The organism is Variovorax sp. IB41, assembly GCF_016405905.1.
GTDB lineage: Bacteria > Pseudomonadota > Gammaproteobacteria > Burkholderiales > Burkholderiaceae_C > Variovorax.
The window spans coordinates 325,156-339,529 of the sequence record NZ_JAEFCB010000002.1 but is presented as its reverse complement, the minus strand read 5'-3'; the positions used below and the strand labels follow the sequence as shown (position 1 = coordinate 339,529).

13 protein-coding genes are annotated in these 14,374 nt (G+C 67.5%); 11 read left to right on the top strand and 2 right to left on the bottom strand.

Going from position 1 to position 14,374, the window contains the following annotated elements; genetic code table 11:
- Positions 1-23 precede the first annotated feature (23 nt).
- The 4 genes from JC881_RS08335 to paoC all read left to right on the top strand — a co-directional run bounded on the left by JC881_RS08335 (position 24) and on the right by paoC (position 5,018).
- Entirely contained in the window at positions 24-995 is a 972-nt protein-coding gene (locus tag JC881_RS08335) for an AraC family transcriptional regulator (protein WP_198785246.1), read from the top strand.
- A 209-nt stretch (positions 996-1,204) separates the two neighbouring features.
- Positions 1,205-1,858, top strand: a complete 654-nt coding sequence (paoA, locus tag JC881_RS08330) for an aldehyde dehydrogenase iron-sulfur subunit PaoA (protein WP_198785245.1) — start codon at positions 1,205-1,207, stop codon at positions 1,856-1,858.
- Complete coding sequence (locus JC881_RS08325) at positions 1,855-2,805, top strand: FAD binding domain-containing protein (RefSeq protein WP_198785244.1); 951 nt, start codon at positions 1,855-1,857, stop codon at positions 2,803-2,805. Before paoA ends, JC881_RS08325 begins: the two co-directional genes overlap by 4 nt.
- A gap of 2 nt (positions 2,806-2,807) precedes the next feature.
- Complete coding sequence (gene paoC / locus JC881_RS08320; RefSeq protein WP_198785243.1) at positions 2,808-5,018, top strand: aldehyde oxidoreductase molybdenum-binding subunit PaoC; 2,211 nt, start codon at positions 2,808-2,810, stop codon at positions 5,016-5,018.
- A gap of 54 nt (positions 5,019-5,072) precedes the next feature.
- Here paoC and JC881_RS08315 read toward each other — a convergent pair whose 3' ends face one another.
- Both JC881_RS08315 and JC881_RS08310 read right to left on the bottom strand, forming a co-directional pair.
- Positions 5,073-5,753, bottom strand: coding sequence for an HAD family hydrolase (locus JC881_RS08315; protein ID WP_198785242.1), 681 nt, complete (start codon positions 5,751-5,753; stop codon positions 5,073-5,075).
- An 86-nt stretch (positions 5,754-5,839) separates the two neighbouring features.
- Positions 5,840-7,192: an MFS transporter gene (locus tag JC881_RS08310; protein ID WP_198785241.1), complete on the bottom strand. Its 1,353-nt coding sequence runs from the start codon at positions 7,190-7,192 to the stop codon at positions 5,840-5,842.
- Between the two features lie 182 nt (positions 7,193-7,374).
- Here JC881_RS08310 and cyoA point away from each other — a divergent pair, with 182 nt between their 5' ends.
- The 7 genes from cyoA (at position 7,375) to JC881_RS08275 (ending at position 14,350) form a co-directional block, all read left to right on the top strand.
- Positions 7,375-8,406, top strand: a complete 1,032-nt coding sequence (gene cyoA, locus JC881_RS08305) for a ubiquinol oxidase subunit II (protein ID WP_198785240.1) — start codon at positions 7,375-7,377, stop codon at positions 8,404-8,406.
- Between the two features lie 4 nt (positions 8,407-8,410).
- Positions 8,411-10,435, top strand: coding sequence for a cytochrome o ubiquinol oxidase subunit I (gene cyoB, locus JC881_RS08300; protein WP_198785239.1), 2,025 nt, complete (start codon positions 8,411-8,413; stop codon positions 10,433-10,435).
- Positions 10,428-11,093, top strand: a complete 666-nt coding sequence (gene cyoC / locus JC881_RS08295; protein WP_198785238.1) for a cytochrome o ubiquinol oxidase subunit III — start codon at positions 10,428-10,430, stop codon at positions 11,091-11,093. Before cyoB ends, cyoC begins: the two co-directional genes overlap by 8 nt.
- Positions 11,090-11,509, top strand: a complete 420-nt coding sequence (gene cyoD, locus JC881_RS08290) for a cytochrome o ubiquinol oxidase subunit IV (protein ID WP_198785237.1) — start codon at positions 11,090-11,092, stop codon at positions 11,507-11,509. The genes cyoC and cyoD overlap by 4 nt, the downstream gene beginning before the upstream one ends.
- Before the next feature lie 108 nt (positions 11,510-11,617).
- Complete coding sequence (locus JC881_RS08285) at positions 11,618-12,409, top strand: SURF1 family protein (RefSeq protein WP_198785236.1); 792 nt, start codon at positions 11,618-11,620, stop codon at positions 12,407-12,409.
- Positions 12,393-13,793, top strand: a complete 1,401-nt coding sequence (locus JC881_RS08280; protein WP_198785310.1) for an ATP-binding protein — start codon at positions 12,393-12,395, stop codon at positions 13,791-13,793. The genes JC881_RS08285 and JC881_RS08280 overlap by 17 nt, the downstream gene beginning before the upstream one ends.
- Positions 13,790-14,350 carry a response regulator transcription factor gene (locus JC881_RS08275; RefSeq protein WP_198785235.1) on the top strand — a complete coding sequence of 187 codons (561 nt, stop codon included), beginning with the start codon at positions 13,790-13,792 and terminating at the stop codon, positions 14,348-14,350. The genes JC881_RS08280 and JC881_RS08275 overlap by 4 nt, the downstream gene beginning before the upstream one ends.
- The last annotated feature ends 24 nt before the right edge of the window (positions 14,351-14,374 follow it).

The window sequence follows — 14,374 nt, the reverse complement described above, 5'->3', positions numbered from 1 at the left end:
GTGCTCGCGCAAGCCTCGCCGACATGACGCCCGGTCCTCACGACACCCTCGCTCCAAGCACATCGCCGCATGAAGCGATGGCGCGGATCATCGGCGCGCGCATGCCGCGCATGGGCGACTGCGACACGCCGATCGCCGGCCTGAGCTTCTTTCGGCGCGACGCGCCCGCGCCGCCGGTCGTCTGCATGATCGAGCCCAGCATCGTGCTCGTTGCGCAGGGCGCCAAGCAGATGTGGGTGGGCGGCGCGGCCTACCCGTACGACACCTCGCGCTTTCTCGTCACCTCGCTGGACATGCCCGCCAATTCCGAGGTGCGCAGCGCGAGCGCGGCGCAGCCGTGCCTGGGCATGGTGCTGAAGCTGGACGTGCGCACGCTGGCCGAACTGGCCGCGCAAGGCAGCCTGCAGCCGCCTCGTGGCCGCCGCGCCGAGCTGGGCGTCGGCGTGGGAATCGGCACGGCAACGCCCACGCTGCTGGCGCCCATCGCGCGGCTGCTGGACTTGCTCGATGAACCCGACGCGATTCCGGTTCTCGCGCCGTTGATCCACCGCGAAATCCATTACCGGCTGCTCATGAGCGACCAGTCCGCCAAGCTGCGCCAGATCGCCGCGGTGGACGGGCAGGGCCACCGGATCGCCAGGGCCATCGACTGGCTCAAGCTGAACTACGCCTCGCCACTTCGCGTGGAAGACCTGGCGGGCCGCGTGCAGATGAGCGCGCCCACGTTTCACCATCACTTTCGCCAGCTCACCGCGATGAGCCCGCTGCAGTACCAGAAGTGGCTGCGATTGAACGAGGCCAGGCGCCTGATGCTGAACGAACACTTCGACGCAGCCACCGCCGCCTTCAAGGTCGGCTACGAAAGCCCGTCGCAGTTCAGCCGCGAATACAGCCGGCTGTTCGGCGCACCGCCCAAGAGAGACGTCGAGGTGCTGCGGGGCGGGACAGCGAGCCCCGCGGTGGCGGCGCACGGCGTTTCGAGTTCATCGGAATAGGCAAGAAAAGGAGCGAAATGCGCTATCGATGCGCGACCCGCTCCAGAAGAATGCTTTGAAGGGCCCGCGCCCAGCCGCGCCCCACGATGTCGGCAAATCGACCGGCAAGAGCAGCCGGTCTCCTATTGCCATCGCAGCAGGCTCGCGATATCAGCAGTGATTGCCGACGCGCATCCGCCCCCTCCGAACCCCGAACGACAGGAGCCCCCATGGAAAGCCCCACGATCCCCTTGATCTCGCGACGCAACGCCCTCATCGTCAGCGCCGCGACCGCCACCGCGGCCGCGGTGTCGTCGCCCACGCCCGCCGTGGCCGCGCCGGCCTCGAGCGCGCCACCGGCGGGCCCCTCGCCCCGGATGAAGCTGTCGCTGAACGTCAACGGCACCGCGCACCCGCTGGAGCTGGACACCCGCACCACCTTGCTGGACGCCTTGCGCGAGCACCTGCACCTGAGCGGCACCAAGAAGGGCTGCGACCACGGCCAATGCGGCGCCTGCACGGTGATCGTGGACGGGAGGCGGATCAATTCGTGCCTCACGCTCGCGGTCATGCACGACGGCGCGCAGGTCACCACCATCGAGGGGCTGGGCACGCCGCAGAACATGCACCCGCTGCAGGCCGCCTTCGTCAAGCACGACGGCTACCAGTGCGGCTACTGCACGCCGGGCCAGATCTGCTCGGCCGTAGGGGTGATCGACGAGGTCAAGCGCGGCGTGCCGAGCCATGTGAGCGCCGACCTCACTGCCAGGCCGATCCTTTCGGCCGAGGAGCTTCGCGAGCGCATGAGCGGCAACATCTGCCGATGCGGCGCCTATTCCAACATCGTGGAAGCCATCACCGAGGTGGCCGGGAGCCGGGCATGAAACCTTTTACCTACGAGCGCGCGCAATCGGCCACGCAGGCCGCGGCGGCGATTGCCGCGAACCCCGGCGCCAAGTTCATCGCCGGCGGCACCAACCTGCTGGACCTGATGAAGCTGCAGATCGAGGCCCCGGTGCACCTGGTGGACGTGAACGGCCTGGCGTTGGACCGGATCGCGCCGACGCCCGAGGGCGGCCTTCGCATCGGCGCCCTGGTGCGCAACACCGACCTGGCCGCGGACGAGCGCATCCGGCGCGACTACGGCATCCTCTCGCGGGCCCTCCTGGCGGGCGCCTCGGGCCAGCTGCGCAACAAGGCCACGACCGCGGGCAACCTGCTGCAGCGCACGCGCTGCGCCTACTTCTACGACACCGACCAGCCCTGCAACAAGCGCCGCCCCGGCAGCGGCTGCAGCGCCATCGGCGGCGTGACGCGCCAGCTCGCGGTCGTCGGCGGCAGCAAGGCCTGCATCGCGACGAACCCGAGCGACATGGCGGTGGCGATGCGCGTGCTGGACGCGGCCGTGGAAACGGTTCGACCCGACGGACGCACGCGCGTGATCCCGATCGCCGACTTCCATCGCCTGCCCGGCGACACGCCGCACATCGAGACGGCGCTCGAGCGGGACGAGCTCATCACCGGCGTCACGCTGCCCAAGCCCATCGGCGGCACGCACATCTACCGCAAGGTCCGCGACCGGGCCTCCTACGCCTTCGCGCTGGTTTCGGTCGCGGCCATCGTGCAGCGCGACGGATCGGGACGCGTTGCGCTGGGCGGTGTCGCGCACAAGCCGTGGCGCGTGGAAGCGGCGGAGGCCGCGATGCCGCAAGGCGCCAAGGCGGTCACGGCCACGCTGCTCGCGGACGCGCAGCCCACCCACGACAACGCATTCAAGTTGCCATTGGCCGAACGCGCGCTGGCCGCGGCGTTGGCACAGGCCAGGAGCTGAGCATGAAATTCGACACACCCGCCACCACCAACCCGATCGACCAGCTGAAGGTCATCGGCAAGCCGACCGACCGGATCGACGGTCCGCTCAAGACCACCGGCACCGCGCGCTACGCCTACGAACGCAACACCGAGGTGCCGCGCGCGGCCTACGGCTATGTCGTGGGCGCAGGCATCGCCAAAGGCCGCATCGCCTCGATGGACCTGGCCGCAGCACAAGCCGCGCCCGGCGTGCTGGCGATCGTCACCGCGCGCAATGCCGGCAAGCTGGGCAAGGGCGACTTCAACACCGCCAAGCTGCTCGCAGGCCCCGAGGTCGACCACTACCACCAGGCGGTGGCCTTGGTGGTCGCAAACACCTTCGAGCAGGCGCGCGCCGCGGCGCAGCTGGTGCGCATCGCGTACGAGCGTTCGCCCGGCCGCTTCGACCTGGCCGCAGAGAAGGAGGGCGCGCAGATGCCCAAGCCCAATCCGTTCTCGGGCGAGCCGCAGACCAAGACCGGCGATTTCGCGGGCGCATTCGCCGCGGCGCCCGTGCAGTTGGACGCCACCTACACCACGCCCGACGAATCGCACGCGATGATGGAGCCGCACGCCTCCATCGCGCAGTGGCAGGGCGACAAGCTGACGATCTGGACCTCCAATCAGATGATCGCCTGGGGCGTCGGCGACGTCGCCAAGACGCTGGGCATCGCGAAGGACAAGGTGCGCCTGGTCTCGCCCTTCGTGGGCGGCGGCTTCGGCGGCAAGCTCTTCGTGCGGGCGGACGCGGTGCTCGCCGCGCTCGGCGCACGCGCGGCCAAGCGCCCGGTGAAGGTGGCGCTGCAGCGGCCGCTGATGATGAACAACACCACGCACCGGCCGGCCACGATCCAGCGCATCCGCATCGGCGCAGCGCAGGACGGGCGCATCACCGCCATCGCGCACGAAGGCTGGTCGGGCGACCTGCCCGGCGGGCAGGCCGAGACGGCGGTCAACCAGACCCGGCTGCTGTACGCCGGCGCCAACCGCCTGACCACCACGCGCCTGGCCGTGCTGGACCTGCCCGAGGGCAATGCCATGCGCGCGCCCGGCGAGGCGCCGGGCCTGATGGCGCTGGAGATCGCCATGGACGAGATGGCCGAAAAGCTCAAGCTCGACCCGGTGCAGTTTCGCGTGCTCAACGACACGCAGGTCGATCCCGAGAAGCCCGAGCGCCCCTTCTCGCAACGCCGGCTGAACGAATGCCTGCGCATGGGCGCCGAGCGCTTCGGCTGGAGCCAGCGCAATGCGGCGCCTGCGCAGCGGCGCGACGGGCGCTGGCTCGTCGGCATGGGCGTGGCCGCCGCGTTCCGCAACAACCTGCTCACCAAGTCGGCCGCGCGCGTGCGGCTGGACAACCGGGGCATGGTCACGGTGGAGACGGACATGACCGACATCGGCACCGGGTCGTACACCATCATTGCGCAGACCGCGGCCGAAACCATGGGCGTGACGCTGGACAAGGTGTCGGTGCGGCTGGGGGATTCGGCCTATCCGGTCTCGGCCGGCTCGGGCGGGCAATGGGGCGCCAACAACTCGACCTCGGGCGTCTATGCCGCGTGCATGAAGCTGCGCGAAGCGGTGGCGGGCAAGCTGGGCCTGCCCGTCGGCGAGGCGCAATTCTCGGACGGCATGGTGCGCGCCGGCGGGCGCTCGGTGGCGCTGGCCGAGGCCGCGGGCGCCGAAGGCCTCTCGGCCGAAGACGGCATCGAGTACGGCGACCTGGACAAGAAGTACCAGCAGTCCACCTTCGGGGCGCACTTCGTGGAAGTCGGCGTCGATGCGGCGACCGGCGAGATCCGCGTGCGGCGCATGCTGGCGGTGTGCGCCGCGGGCCGCATCCTCAACCCGAAGTCCGCGCGCAGCCAGGTGATCGGCGCGATGACGATGGGCGTGGGCGGCGCGCTCATGGAGGAGCTGGCGCTCGACAAGCGCCATGGCTTTTTCGTCAACCACGACCTGGCCGGCTACGAGGTGCCGGTGCATGCCGACATCCCGCACCAGGACGTGATTTTCCTGGACGAGACGGACCCGATCTCTTCGCCGATGAAGGCCAAGGGCGTGGGCGAGCTGGGCATGTGCGGCGTCGCGGCCGCGGTGGCCAATGCGGTCTACAACGCGACGGGCGTGCGGGTGCGCGACTATCCGATCACGCTGGACAAGCTGCTCGCCGGCCTGCCGCCGATGGCGTGAGCGAGGACGCGGCGGCCTGTGCTGCGCACGCGGCTCGGCGCAGCGCGCGCCGGATCACGGCTGCAGCAGTTCGCCGGGGAACCAGCGCGGCAGGTGCGGCGTCGCGTCGTGCAGCGACGCGAGCACATGGAACGCCCGCTCGACGATCGACGCGGGCGGGTGCTTCAGGTCCGGCACGATCACCACGCGCAGGCCCGCGGCCAGCGCGGCCTTGGCGCCGTTCTCGCTGTCCTCGAAGGCGATGCACTCTGCCGGGTCCACGCCCAGGCGCGAAGCCGCGAGCAGGTAGAGCGCCGGGTCGGGCTTGGCGCGTGCCACTTCGTCGCCGCCCGCGAAGGCATCGAAGTGATGGAGCACGTCGAGACTGCCGAGGCAGGCCTGGATCTGCCCGCTGGTGGACGACGACGCCACAGCGCAGCGCGTGCCGCGCTGGCGCAATGCGGCCAGGAACTCCGCCGCGCCGGGCTTGATGGGAAAGAGCGGTGTGCCGTCCGAGCGCTCCAGCTGCAAGAGCTTGCGAACATGCGCGATCGCATGGCGGTAGGCCTCGGGTCCGCCGAGCAGCGTGCCGAGGATCACCTCGGACTCCACGGTGGCGAGGCCCACGACCTGCAGGTACTGGGTGTGTGAAAGCTCGATGTCGAGCGTGCGGGCCGCTTCGATCCAGGCGGCCATGATGGGCCGCTCCGAGTCGATGAGCAGCCCGTCCATGTCGAAGATGGCGGCGGCGAACATGGGCGAATCCTAAGCCACCACGCGCCCCGATCACGGAAAAGAAAAAGGGGCCGAGCGGCCCCTTTTCATCGACAGCTTCGGCGAGGTCAGTCGCGCACCAGCGCCCGGTTCAGCCCCAGCGCCGCGAGCGTGCCGGCCGCGCCCGAGAGCAGGTAGACGCTGACGTACGCCAGCCCGAAGTGCGCCGACAGACCCAATGCCACCAGCGGCGCGAACGCGGCGCCGATGAGCCAGGCCAGGTCGGCCGTGAGCGCTGCGCCGGTGTAGCGGTACTTGGGCTCGAAGTTCGAGGTCACGGCACCGGCCGCCTGGCCGTACGAGAGGCCCAGCAGCACGAAGCCCAGCAGGATGAACACGTCCTGCCCGAGGCGGCCGCCATCGAGCAGCGTGGGCGCGAAGCCGCTGAACACCGCGATCAGCGCGGCCAGGCCGCCCAGCGTGAAACGGCGTCCCACGCGGTCGGCGATCAGGCCCGAAGCCACGATGCCGCCGGCGCAGAACACCGCGCCGATCATCTGCACCACCAGGAATTCGGTGATCGACTGGTCCGAGTACAGCGTGATCCACGAGAGCGGGAACACGGTGATCAGGTGGAACAGCGCGTAGCTCGCGAGCGCGGCGAACGCGCCGATCAAGAGGTTGGTCCCCTGAGAGCGGGTCAGCTCGACCACGCTGGTGGGCTGCAGTTCGCGCTCTTCGAGCAGGCGCGAATACTCTTCGGTGGCCACCAGGCGCAGGCGCGCGAAGAGCGCCACCACGTTGATCGCGAAGGCCACGTAGAAGGTGTAGCGCCAGCCCCAGTCGAGAAAGTCCTTGATCGACAGGCTCGCATAGAGAAAGGCGAACAGCGCGCTGGCGATGAAAAAGCCGATGGGCGCGCCCAGCTGGCCCAGCATGGCGTACCAGCCGCGGCGGTTCGGCGGGGCGTTCAGCGCCAGCAAAGAGGGCAGGCCGTCCCACGAGCCGCCGAGCGCCAGGCCCTGGCAGAAGCGGAACACCGACAGCAGCACGATCGCGGTGAAGCCGATGCTGTCGTAGCCCGGTAGGAAGGCGATGCCGGCGGTGGAGGTGCCCAGGAGGAACAGCGCGATCGTGAGCTTGGTCTCGCGCCCGAATCGTCGCTGGATCGCCATCGAGATGACAGTTCCGAACGGCCGCGCGATGAAGGCGAACGAGAAGACCACGAACGCGTAAAGGATTCCCTCCAGGCGCTGCTCGAACGGGAAGAATACGTACGGGAACACCAGCACCGAGGCGATGCCGTAGACGAAGAAGTCGAAATACTCGGAAGCACGGCCGATGATCACGCCGACCGCGATCTCGCCCGGGGCGATGTGCGAGTGATCGGCGTCGCCACTCTGGTTCAGGCTGGCGCCGTTTCCGGACGTGTTCGGCACAGGCTGTGCGCCTTGCGGACTGATGCTGGACGTCGTCGTCATTGCGTTTTGTAATTCGGGTGTCACCGGCAGTGACAAAGGTAGACCATTGAACAGAGGCTCCAAGCGTCTCACCGAACGGGGATTCCCGCCATAGGACAAAACGTCCAATAGGCGGCCAGGCCCTTTGGTCGTAGATTGTGGAGTCTTTGCGCAGCCCACGCACCTCTTTCTTTCTCTTCGGCATGCCCACCCTCCACTCCCTTCGCCGATGGCTCGTCTTGCTTCCCCTCGCCTTCCTGGCGGGCTGCAACACGGTGCTCATGAACCCCTCCGGCGACATCGCCAATCAGCAGGGACGCCTGATCGTCGTCTCCACGGTGCTGATGCTGATCATCATCATCCCGGTGATCGGGCTGACCATCTTCTTCGCCTGGCGCTACCGCCAGTCGAACAAGGAGGCCACCTACAGCCCCGACTGGGACCACTCCACGCAGCTCGAGCTGGCGATCTGGGCGGCGCCGCTCCTGATCATCATCGCGCTGGGCGCGATCACCTGGATCAGCACCCACACGCTGGACCCCTACCGCCCCCTGAGCCGCCTGGACGCCAAGCGCCAGATCTCGCCCGAGACCAAGCCGCTGGTGGTCGAGGTGGTGGCGCTGGACTGGAAGTGGCTCTTCATCTACCCCGAGCAGGGCATCGCCACGGTCAATGAACTGGCCGCGCCGGTGGACGTGCCGATCAGCTTCAAGATCACCGCCTCCTCGGTGATGAACTCCTTCTTCATCCCCGCGCTGGCCGGCCAGATCTACGCCATGCCGGGCATGGAGACCAAGCTGCATGCGGTCATCAACAAGCCGGGCGAATTCGAAGGCTTCTCGGCCAACTACAGCGGCGCGGGCTTCTCGGGCATGCGCTTCAAGTTCCACGGCCTGAACAAGGAAGACTTCGACAAGTGGGTCGAGAAGGCCAAGACCTCCAAGGAGGGCGAGCTCACCCGCGAGGGCTACATGAAGCTGGAAGTGCCCAGCGAGCGCGAACCGGTGCGCCACTACGCCACCGTCGACGCCGACCTGTACAACGCCATCCTCAACCGCTGCGTCGACCGCAACAAGATGTGCATGAGCCAGATGATGGCCATCGACGCGGACGGCGGCATGGGCAAGCCCGGCGCCTTCAACGTCGCCACCGCGGCCCTCCCGAACTGGCAACCCGACACCCTCAACTCGCCCCGGCGTAAGTACGTCACCGCGATGTGCACCACCGAAGAATGACACGATGCTTGCGAACCTTGACCTGACGAAGCTCGTCTTCGGCCGCCTCACCTGGGAGGCGATTCCCTATCACGAGCCCATCCTGCTCGTGACCTTCATCGCCGTCGTGCTCGGCGGCATCGCCCTCCTGGGCGCGATCACCTACTTCAAGGTGTGGGGCACGCTGTGGCGCGACTGGATCACCAGCATCGACCACAAGAAGATCGGCATCATGTACATCATCCTGGGCCTGGTGATGCTGCTGCGCGGCTTCTCCGACGCCATCATGATGCGGGCCCAGCAGGCCTTCGCCTTCGGCGACAACGCGGGCTTCCTGCCGCCGCACCACTACGACCAGGTCTTCACCGCCCACGGCGTGATCATGATCTTCTTCGTGGCGATGCCGCTGGTCACGGGCCTCATGAACTTCGTGGTTCCGCTGCAGATCGGCGCGCGCGACGTGGCCTTCCCGTTCCTGAACAATTTCAGCTTCTGGATGACCACCTTCGGCGCGGGCCTGGTGATGGCGTCGCTGTTCGTGGGCGAATTCGCCAAGACCGGATGGCTCGCGTACCCGCCGCTGTCGGGCATTCTCTTCAGCCCCGACGTGGGGGTGGACTACTACATCTGGTCGTTGCAGATAGCGGGGGTCGGTACCTTGCTCTCTGGCGTCAACCTGCTGGCGACCATCGTGAAGATGCGCGCGCCCGGCATGACGATGATGAAGATGCCCGTCTTCACCTGGACGGCCCTGTGCACCAACGTGCTGATCGTCGCCGCCTTCCCGGTGCTGACCGCCGTGCTGGCCCTCCTGTCTCTCGACCGCTACGTCGGCACCAACTTCTTCACGAACGACCTGGGCGGCAACGCCATGATGTACGTGAACCTGATCTGGATCTGGGGCCACCCCGAGGTGTACATCCTGATCCTGCCGGCCTTCGGCATCTTCTCGGAAGTGGTCTCCACCTTCTCGGGCAAGCGCCTGTTCGGCTACGCCTCGATGGTGTACGCCACGGTCGTGATCACGATCCTGTCGTACCTCGTGTGGCTGCACCACTTCTTCACCATGGGCTCGGGCGCCAGCGTGAATTCGTTCTTCGGCATCACGACGATGATCATCTCGATCCCGACGGGTGCGAAGATCTTCAACTGGCTCTTCACCATGTACCGCGGCCGCATCCGCTACGAGCTGCCCATGATGTGGACCATCGGCTTCATGATCACCTTCGTGATCGGCGGCATGACCGGCGTGCTGCTGGCCGTTCCCCCGGCCGACTTCGTGCTGCACAACAGCCTGTTCCTGATCGCCCACTTCCACAACGTGATCATCGGCGGCGTGCTGTTCGGCATGCTGGCGGGCATCACCTACTGGTACCCGAAGGCCTTCGGCTACAAGCTGGATCCGTTCTGGGGCAAGTGCTCGTTCTGGTTCTGGATCGTGGGCTTCTGGTTCGCCTTCATGCCGCTGTACATCCTGGGCCTGATGGGCGTCACGCGCCGCATGAGCCACTTCCAGGACATGTCGCTGCAGATCTGGTTCCAGATCGCCGCCTTCGGCGCCGTGCTGATCGCGCTGGGCATCGCCTCCTTCATCATCCAGCTGGTGGTGAGCTACATCCGCCGCGAGTCGCTGCGCGACACCACGGGCGATCCGTGGAACGGCCGCACGCTCGAATGGTCGACCTCCTCGCCGCCGCCGGCCTACAACTTCGCGTTCACGCCGCGCATCCATGACAACGATGCCTGGACCGACATGAAGCGCCGCGGCTACGAGCGTCCGCTCGAGGGCTTCACCCCGATCCACATGCCCAAAAACACCAGCGCCGGCTTCATCATCGCGGCCCTGGCGGCGCTCTGCGGCTTCGCGTTGATCTGGCAGATGTGGCTCGTGGCGGGCGTCGGCTTCGTCGCCATGCTGGTCGCCGTGATCACGCACACCTTCAACTACAAGCGCGACTACTACATCCCCGCGGAAGACGTCGTTCGCACCGAAGGCGAACGCACGCGCCTCCTGGGTGTCTCGGGAGTCTCGGGAGCTGCCCATGTCTGATACCACCGCTCTCCAGACGCCCGCGGGCGTGCACCCCCACAGCGACCACACCGGCAAGCCGCCCGTGTTCGAGCTGTTCCACGTCGGCAACGACCACCACCCCGAGAACGGCACGCTGCTGGGCTTCTGGCTCTACCTGATGAGCGACTGCCTCATCTTCGCGTGCCTGTTCGCGGTGTACGGCGTGCTGGGCCGCAGCTACGCGGCCGGCCCCTCGGGCGCTGATCTCTTCGACCTGCCGCTGGTGGCGATCAACACCTCGCTGCTCCTGCTGTCGTCGATCACCTACGGCTTCGCGATGCTCGAGATGCAGAAAAAGCGCATGGGCGGCGTGCTCGTGTGGCTGGCCATCACGGGCCTCTTGGGCGCGGGCTTCATCGGCCTGGAGCTCTATGAATTCGCGCACCTGCTGCACGAAGGCGCGGGCCCGCAGCGCAGCGCGTTCCTCTCGTCGTTCTTCGCGCTGGTGGGCACCCACGGCCTGCATGTGAGCTTCGGCATCATCTGGCTCATCGTCCTGATGATCCAGCTGCCCAAGCACGGCTTCACCGCCGCGAACCGCCGCCGCCTGATGTGCCTGTCGATGTTCTGGCACTTCCTGGACGTCGTGTGGATCGGCGTCTTCACCTTTGTGTATTTGATGGGATCGATGGCATGAGCGCCCACACCGACACCGCAGCCGCGCACGGCCACGGCCATGGCGCACACGATGGGCACGACGCCCATCACGACGACGGCCCCGTGAGCCACAGCACCTTCAAGGGCTACATGACCGGCTTCGTGCTGGCCGTGGTGCTCACCGCGATTCCGTTCTGGCTCGTCATGGGCAAGGTGATCCCCAGCGCGAACACCACCTCGCTGGTGATCCTGGGCTTCGCGGCCGTGCAGATCGTGGTGCACATGATCTATTTCCTGCACATGGACGCCAAGTCCGAGAGCGGCTGGAACATGCTGGCGCTGATCTTCACGATCGTGCTCGTGGTCATCACGCTGGCCGGTTCGCTCTGGGTCATGTACCACATGAACACCAACATGATGCCGATGTCGGTGCACGACATGAAGAACATGCCCTGAGGTGATGAAAACCGCTCGCCCTGAGCCTGTCGAAGGGCTGCTTCCGGCGGGCGCGAGGCTTCGACAAGCTCAGCCCGACCGGGTGGCGAAGACCGAAGGCCTCGCATCGTGAAACGGTTCGCGCTGGCAGCCCTTGCCTTGCTGGCCTTTGCCGGCTTCTTCGCGCTCGGCACCTGGCAGGTCGAGCGCCGAGCCTGGAAGCTCGATCTCATCGCCCGCGTCGACCAGCGCGTGCACGCCCCGGCCGCCGAGCCCCCCGCGCGCGCCGACTGGCCGAAAGTGAGCGCGGCCAATGACGAATACCGCCACCTGCACGTCACCGGCACCTTCCTGCACGACAAGGAAACCCTCACGCAAGCCAGCACGCGGCTCGGCGCAGGCTTCTGGGTGCTGACCCCATTGCAAGCGGCCGACGGCACGGTGATTCTGGTCAACCGCGGCTTCGTGCCACCCGAAGTGCGCGAACGCGCGAGCCGCGCGGCCACCGAGGCCAAGGGCGAAGTCACCATTGCCGGCCTGCTGCGCATCACCGAGCCCAAGGGCGGGTTCCTGCGCAAGAACGAGCCCGCCGCGGACCGCTGGTTCTCGCGCGACGTGCAGGCCATCGGCGCGGCACGCGGGCTGAGTGACGTGGCGCCCTACTTCGTCGATGCCGAAGCCGATCCGTCGCTGTCTGCCGAGACAGTCGACTACCCGGTGCGCGGCCTCACGGTCATCGCCTTCCCCAACAGCCATCTCGTCTACGCCCTCACCTGGTACGGCCTCGCGCTGATGGTGCTGGGCGCCGCATGGTTCGTCTGGCGCGACGGGCGCAGGCGCGCCGCAAGGCTTGCCGGCGGCAGCGGCGAAAATGCGGCCCATGCCGACCCCCGCCCCCGCCCCGATGCGCATCGCGACTGAAACCGTGGCAGCGGTCGCGGGCGAGCTGCACGCCCCGCGCGCCGGCGTGGCGAGCCTGGACAACGCCACCGGCCACAAGAACATGCAGCAGCTGATCCAGCTGCGCTGGTTCGCGGTGGTCGGGCAGGTGGCCACCATCCTGGTGGTGCACTACGGCTTCGGCATCCGGCTGCCGCTGGACAACATGCTGCAGGTGCTCACCTGTCTCGCGCTCTTCAACATGGTGAGCCTGCTGCGCTCGCGCACCCACCGCCGGGTGACCAATGGAGAGCTGTTCCTCGCGCTTCTGGTCGACGTGACCACGCTCACGGCGCAGCTCTACCTGAGCGGCGGCGCGACCAACCCGTTCGTCTTTCTGTATCTGCTGCAGGTGATCCTGGGCGCTGTGCTGCTGAAGGCCTGGTCGACCTGGACCATCGTGGTCATCACCAGCCTGTGCTTCGCGGGGCTGGCGCTGTTCTCGCGCCCGCTCGCGCTGCCGCTGGACCACCACCGGGGCCTCTGGAGCCCCTACATCCAGGGCATGCTGGTGTGCTTCGCGCTCAACGCGGCGCTGCTGGTGATCTTCATCACCCGCATCAGCGGCAACCTGCGCGCGCGCGATGCGCGGCTGGCAGACCTGCGCCAGCGCGCCTCGGAAGAAGAGCACATCGTGCGCATGGGCCTGCTCGCCTCGGGCGCCGCGCACGAGCTGGGCACGCCGCTGGCCACGCTGGCGGTGATCCTGGGCGACTGGCGCCGGCTGCCGCACTTCAGCTCCGACCCCGAGCTGCTGACAGAAGTGGCCGAGATGGAACTGCAGATCCAGCGCTGCAAGAGCATCGTGAGCGGCATCCTCCTGTCGGCCGGCGAGGCGCGCGGCGAATCGTCGGAGGAAACCACGGTCAGCACCTTCCTGGACGACCTCGTGGAGGAATGGCGCGCCACGCGCCCGGTCGAGGAGTTCGACTACGACAACCGCTTCGGCCAGGACCTGCCCATGGTCTCCGACTCGGCCTTCAAGCAGATGATCTGCAACGTGCTCGACAACGCCCTGGAGGCCTCGCCGCACTGGCTGCGCCTCGAAGCGTCGCACGATGCCGACGCGCTGACGATCGCGGTCACCGACGCCGGCCCGGGCTTCCTGCCGGCCATCCTCAAGGAATTCGGCAAGCCCTACCAGTCGAGCAAGGGCCGACCGGGCGGCGGGCTCGGGCTGTTCCTTGTCGCCAACGTGGCGCGCACCCTGGGCGGCCGCGTCGCGGCGCGCAACCGGCCCGAGGGCGGGGCGATCGTGACCGTCACGCTGCCGCTCGCGGCCATCGTGCTCGAAGAAGAGGAAGGCGACGACGAAGAGGTCGCGCCGGCCGAGCCCCTCGAGCCCATCGCCAAAGCAAAGCCATGACCGAAACCGCCGAAGCCCCACGCCAGTTGCTGATCGTCGAGGACGACGGCGCCTTCGCGCGCACGCTCAGCCGCTCCTTCGAGCGCCGCGGCTATGCGGTGGTGCACGCGAGCAATGCCGACGAGGTTCAGGCGCTGCTGGAAACCCGGTCGCCCGATCAATCACCAGGCTACGCGGTGGTCGACCTGAAGCTCAACGGCGAGGCCTCGGGCCTGGCCTGCGTGCAGATGCTCCACCAGCACGATCCGAAGATGCTGATCGTGGTGCTCACGGGTTTTGCCAGCATCGCCACCGCCGTGGAAGCCATCAAGCTGGGCGCCTGCCATTACCTGGCCAAGCCCTCGAACACCGACGACATCGAGGCCGCCTTCGGCCGCGCCGCCGGCACCACCGAGGTGGAGCTGACCAACCGCTCGACCTCGATCAAGACGCTCGAGTGGGAGCGCATCCACGAGATGCTGGCCGAGACCGGCTTCAATATCTCCGAGACTGCAAGGCGGCTCGGCATGCATCGGCGCACATTGGCGCGCAAACTTGGCAAACAGCAGGTCAAGTAACATGATCTGCCGGTTTCGCGCGCA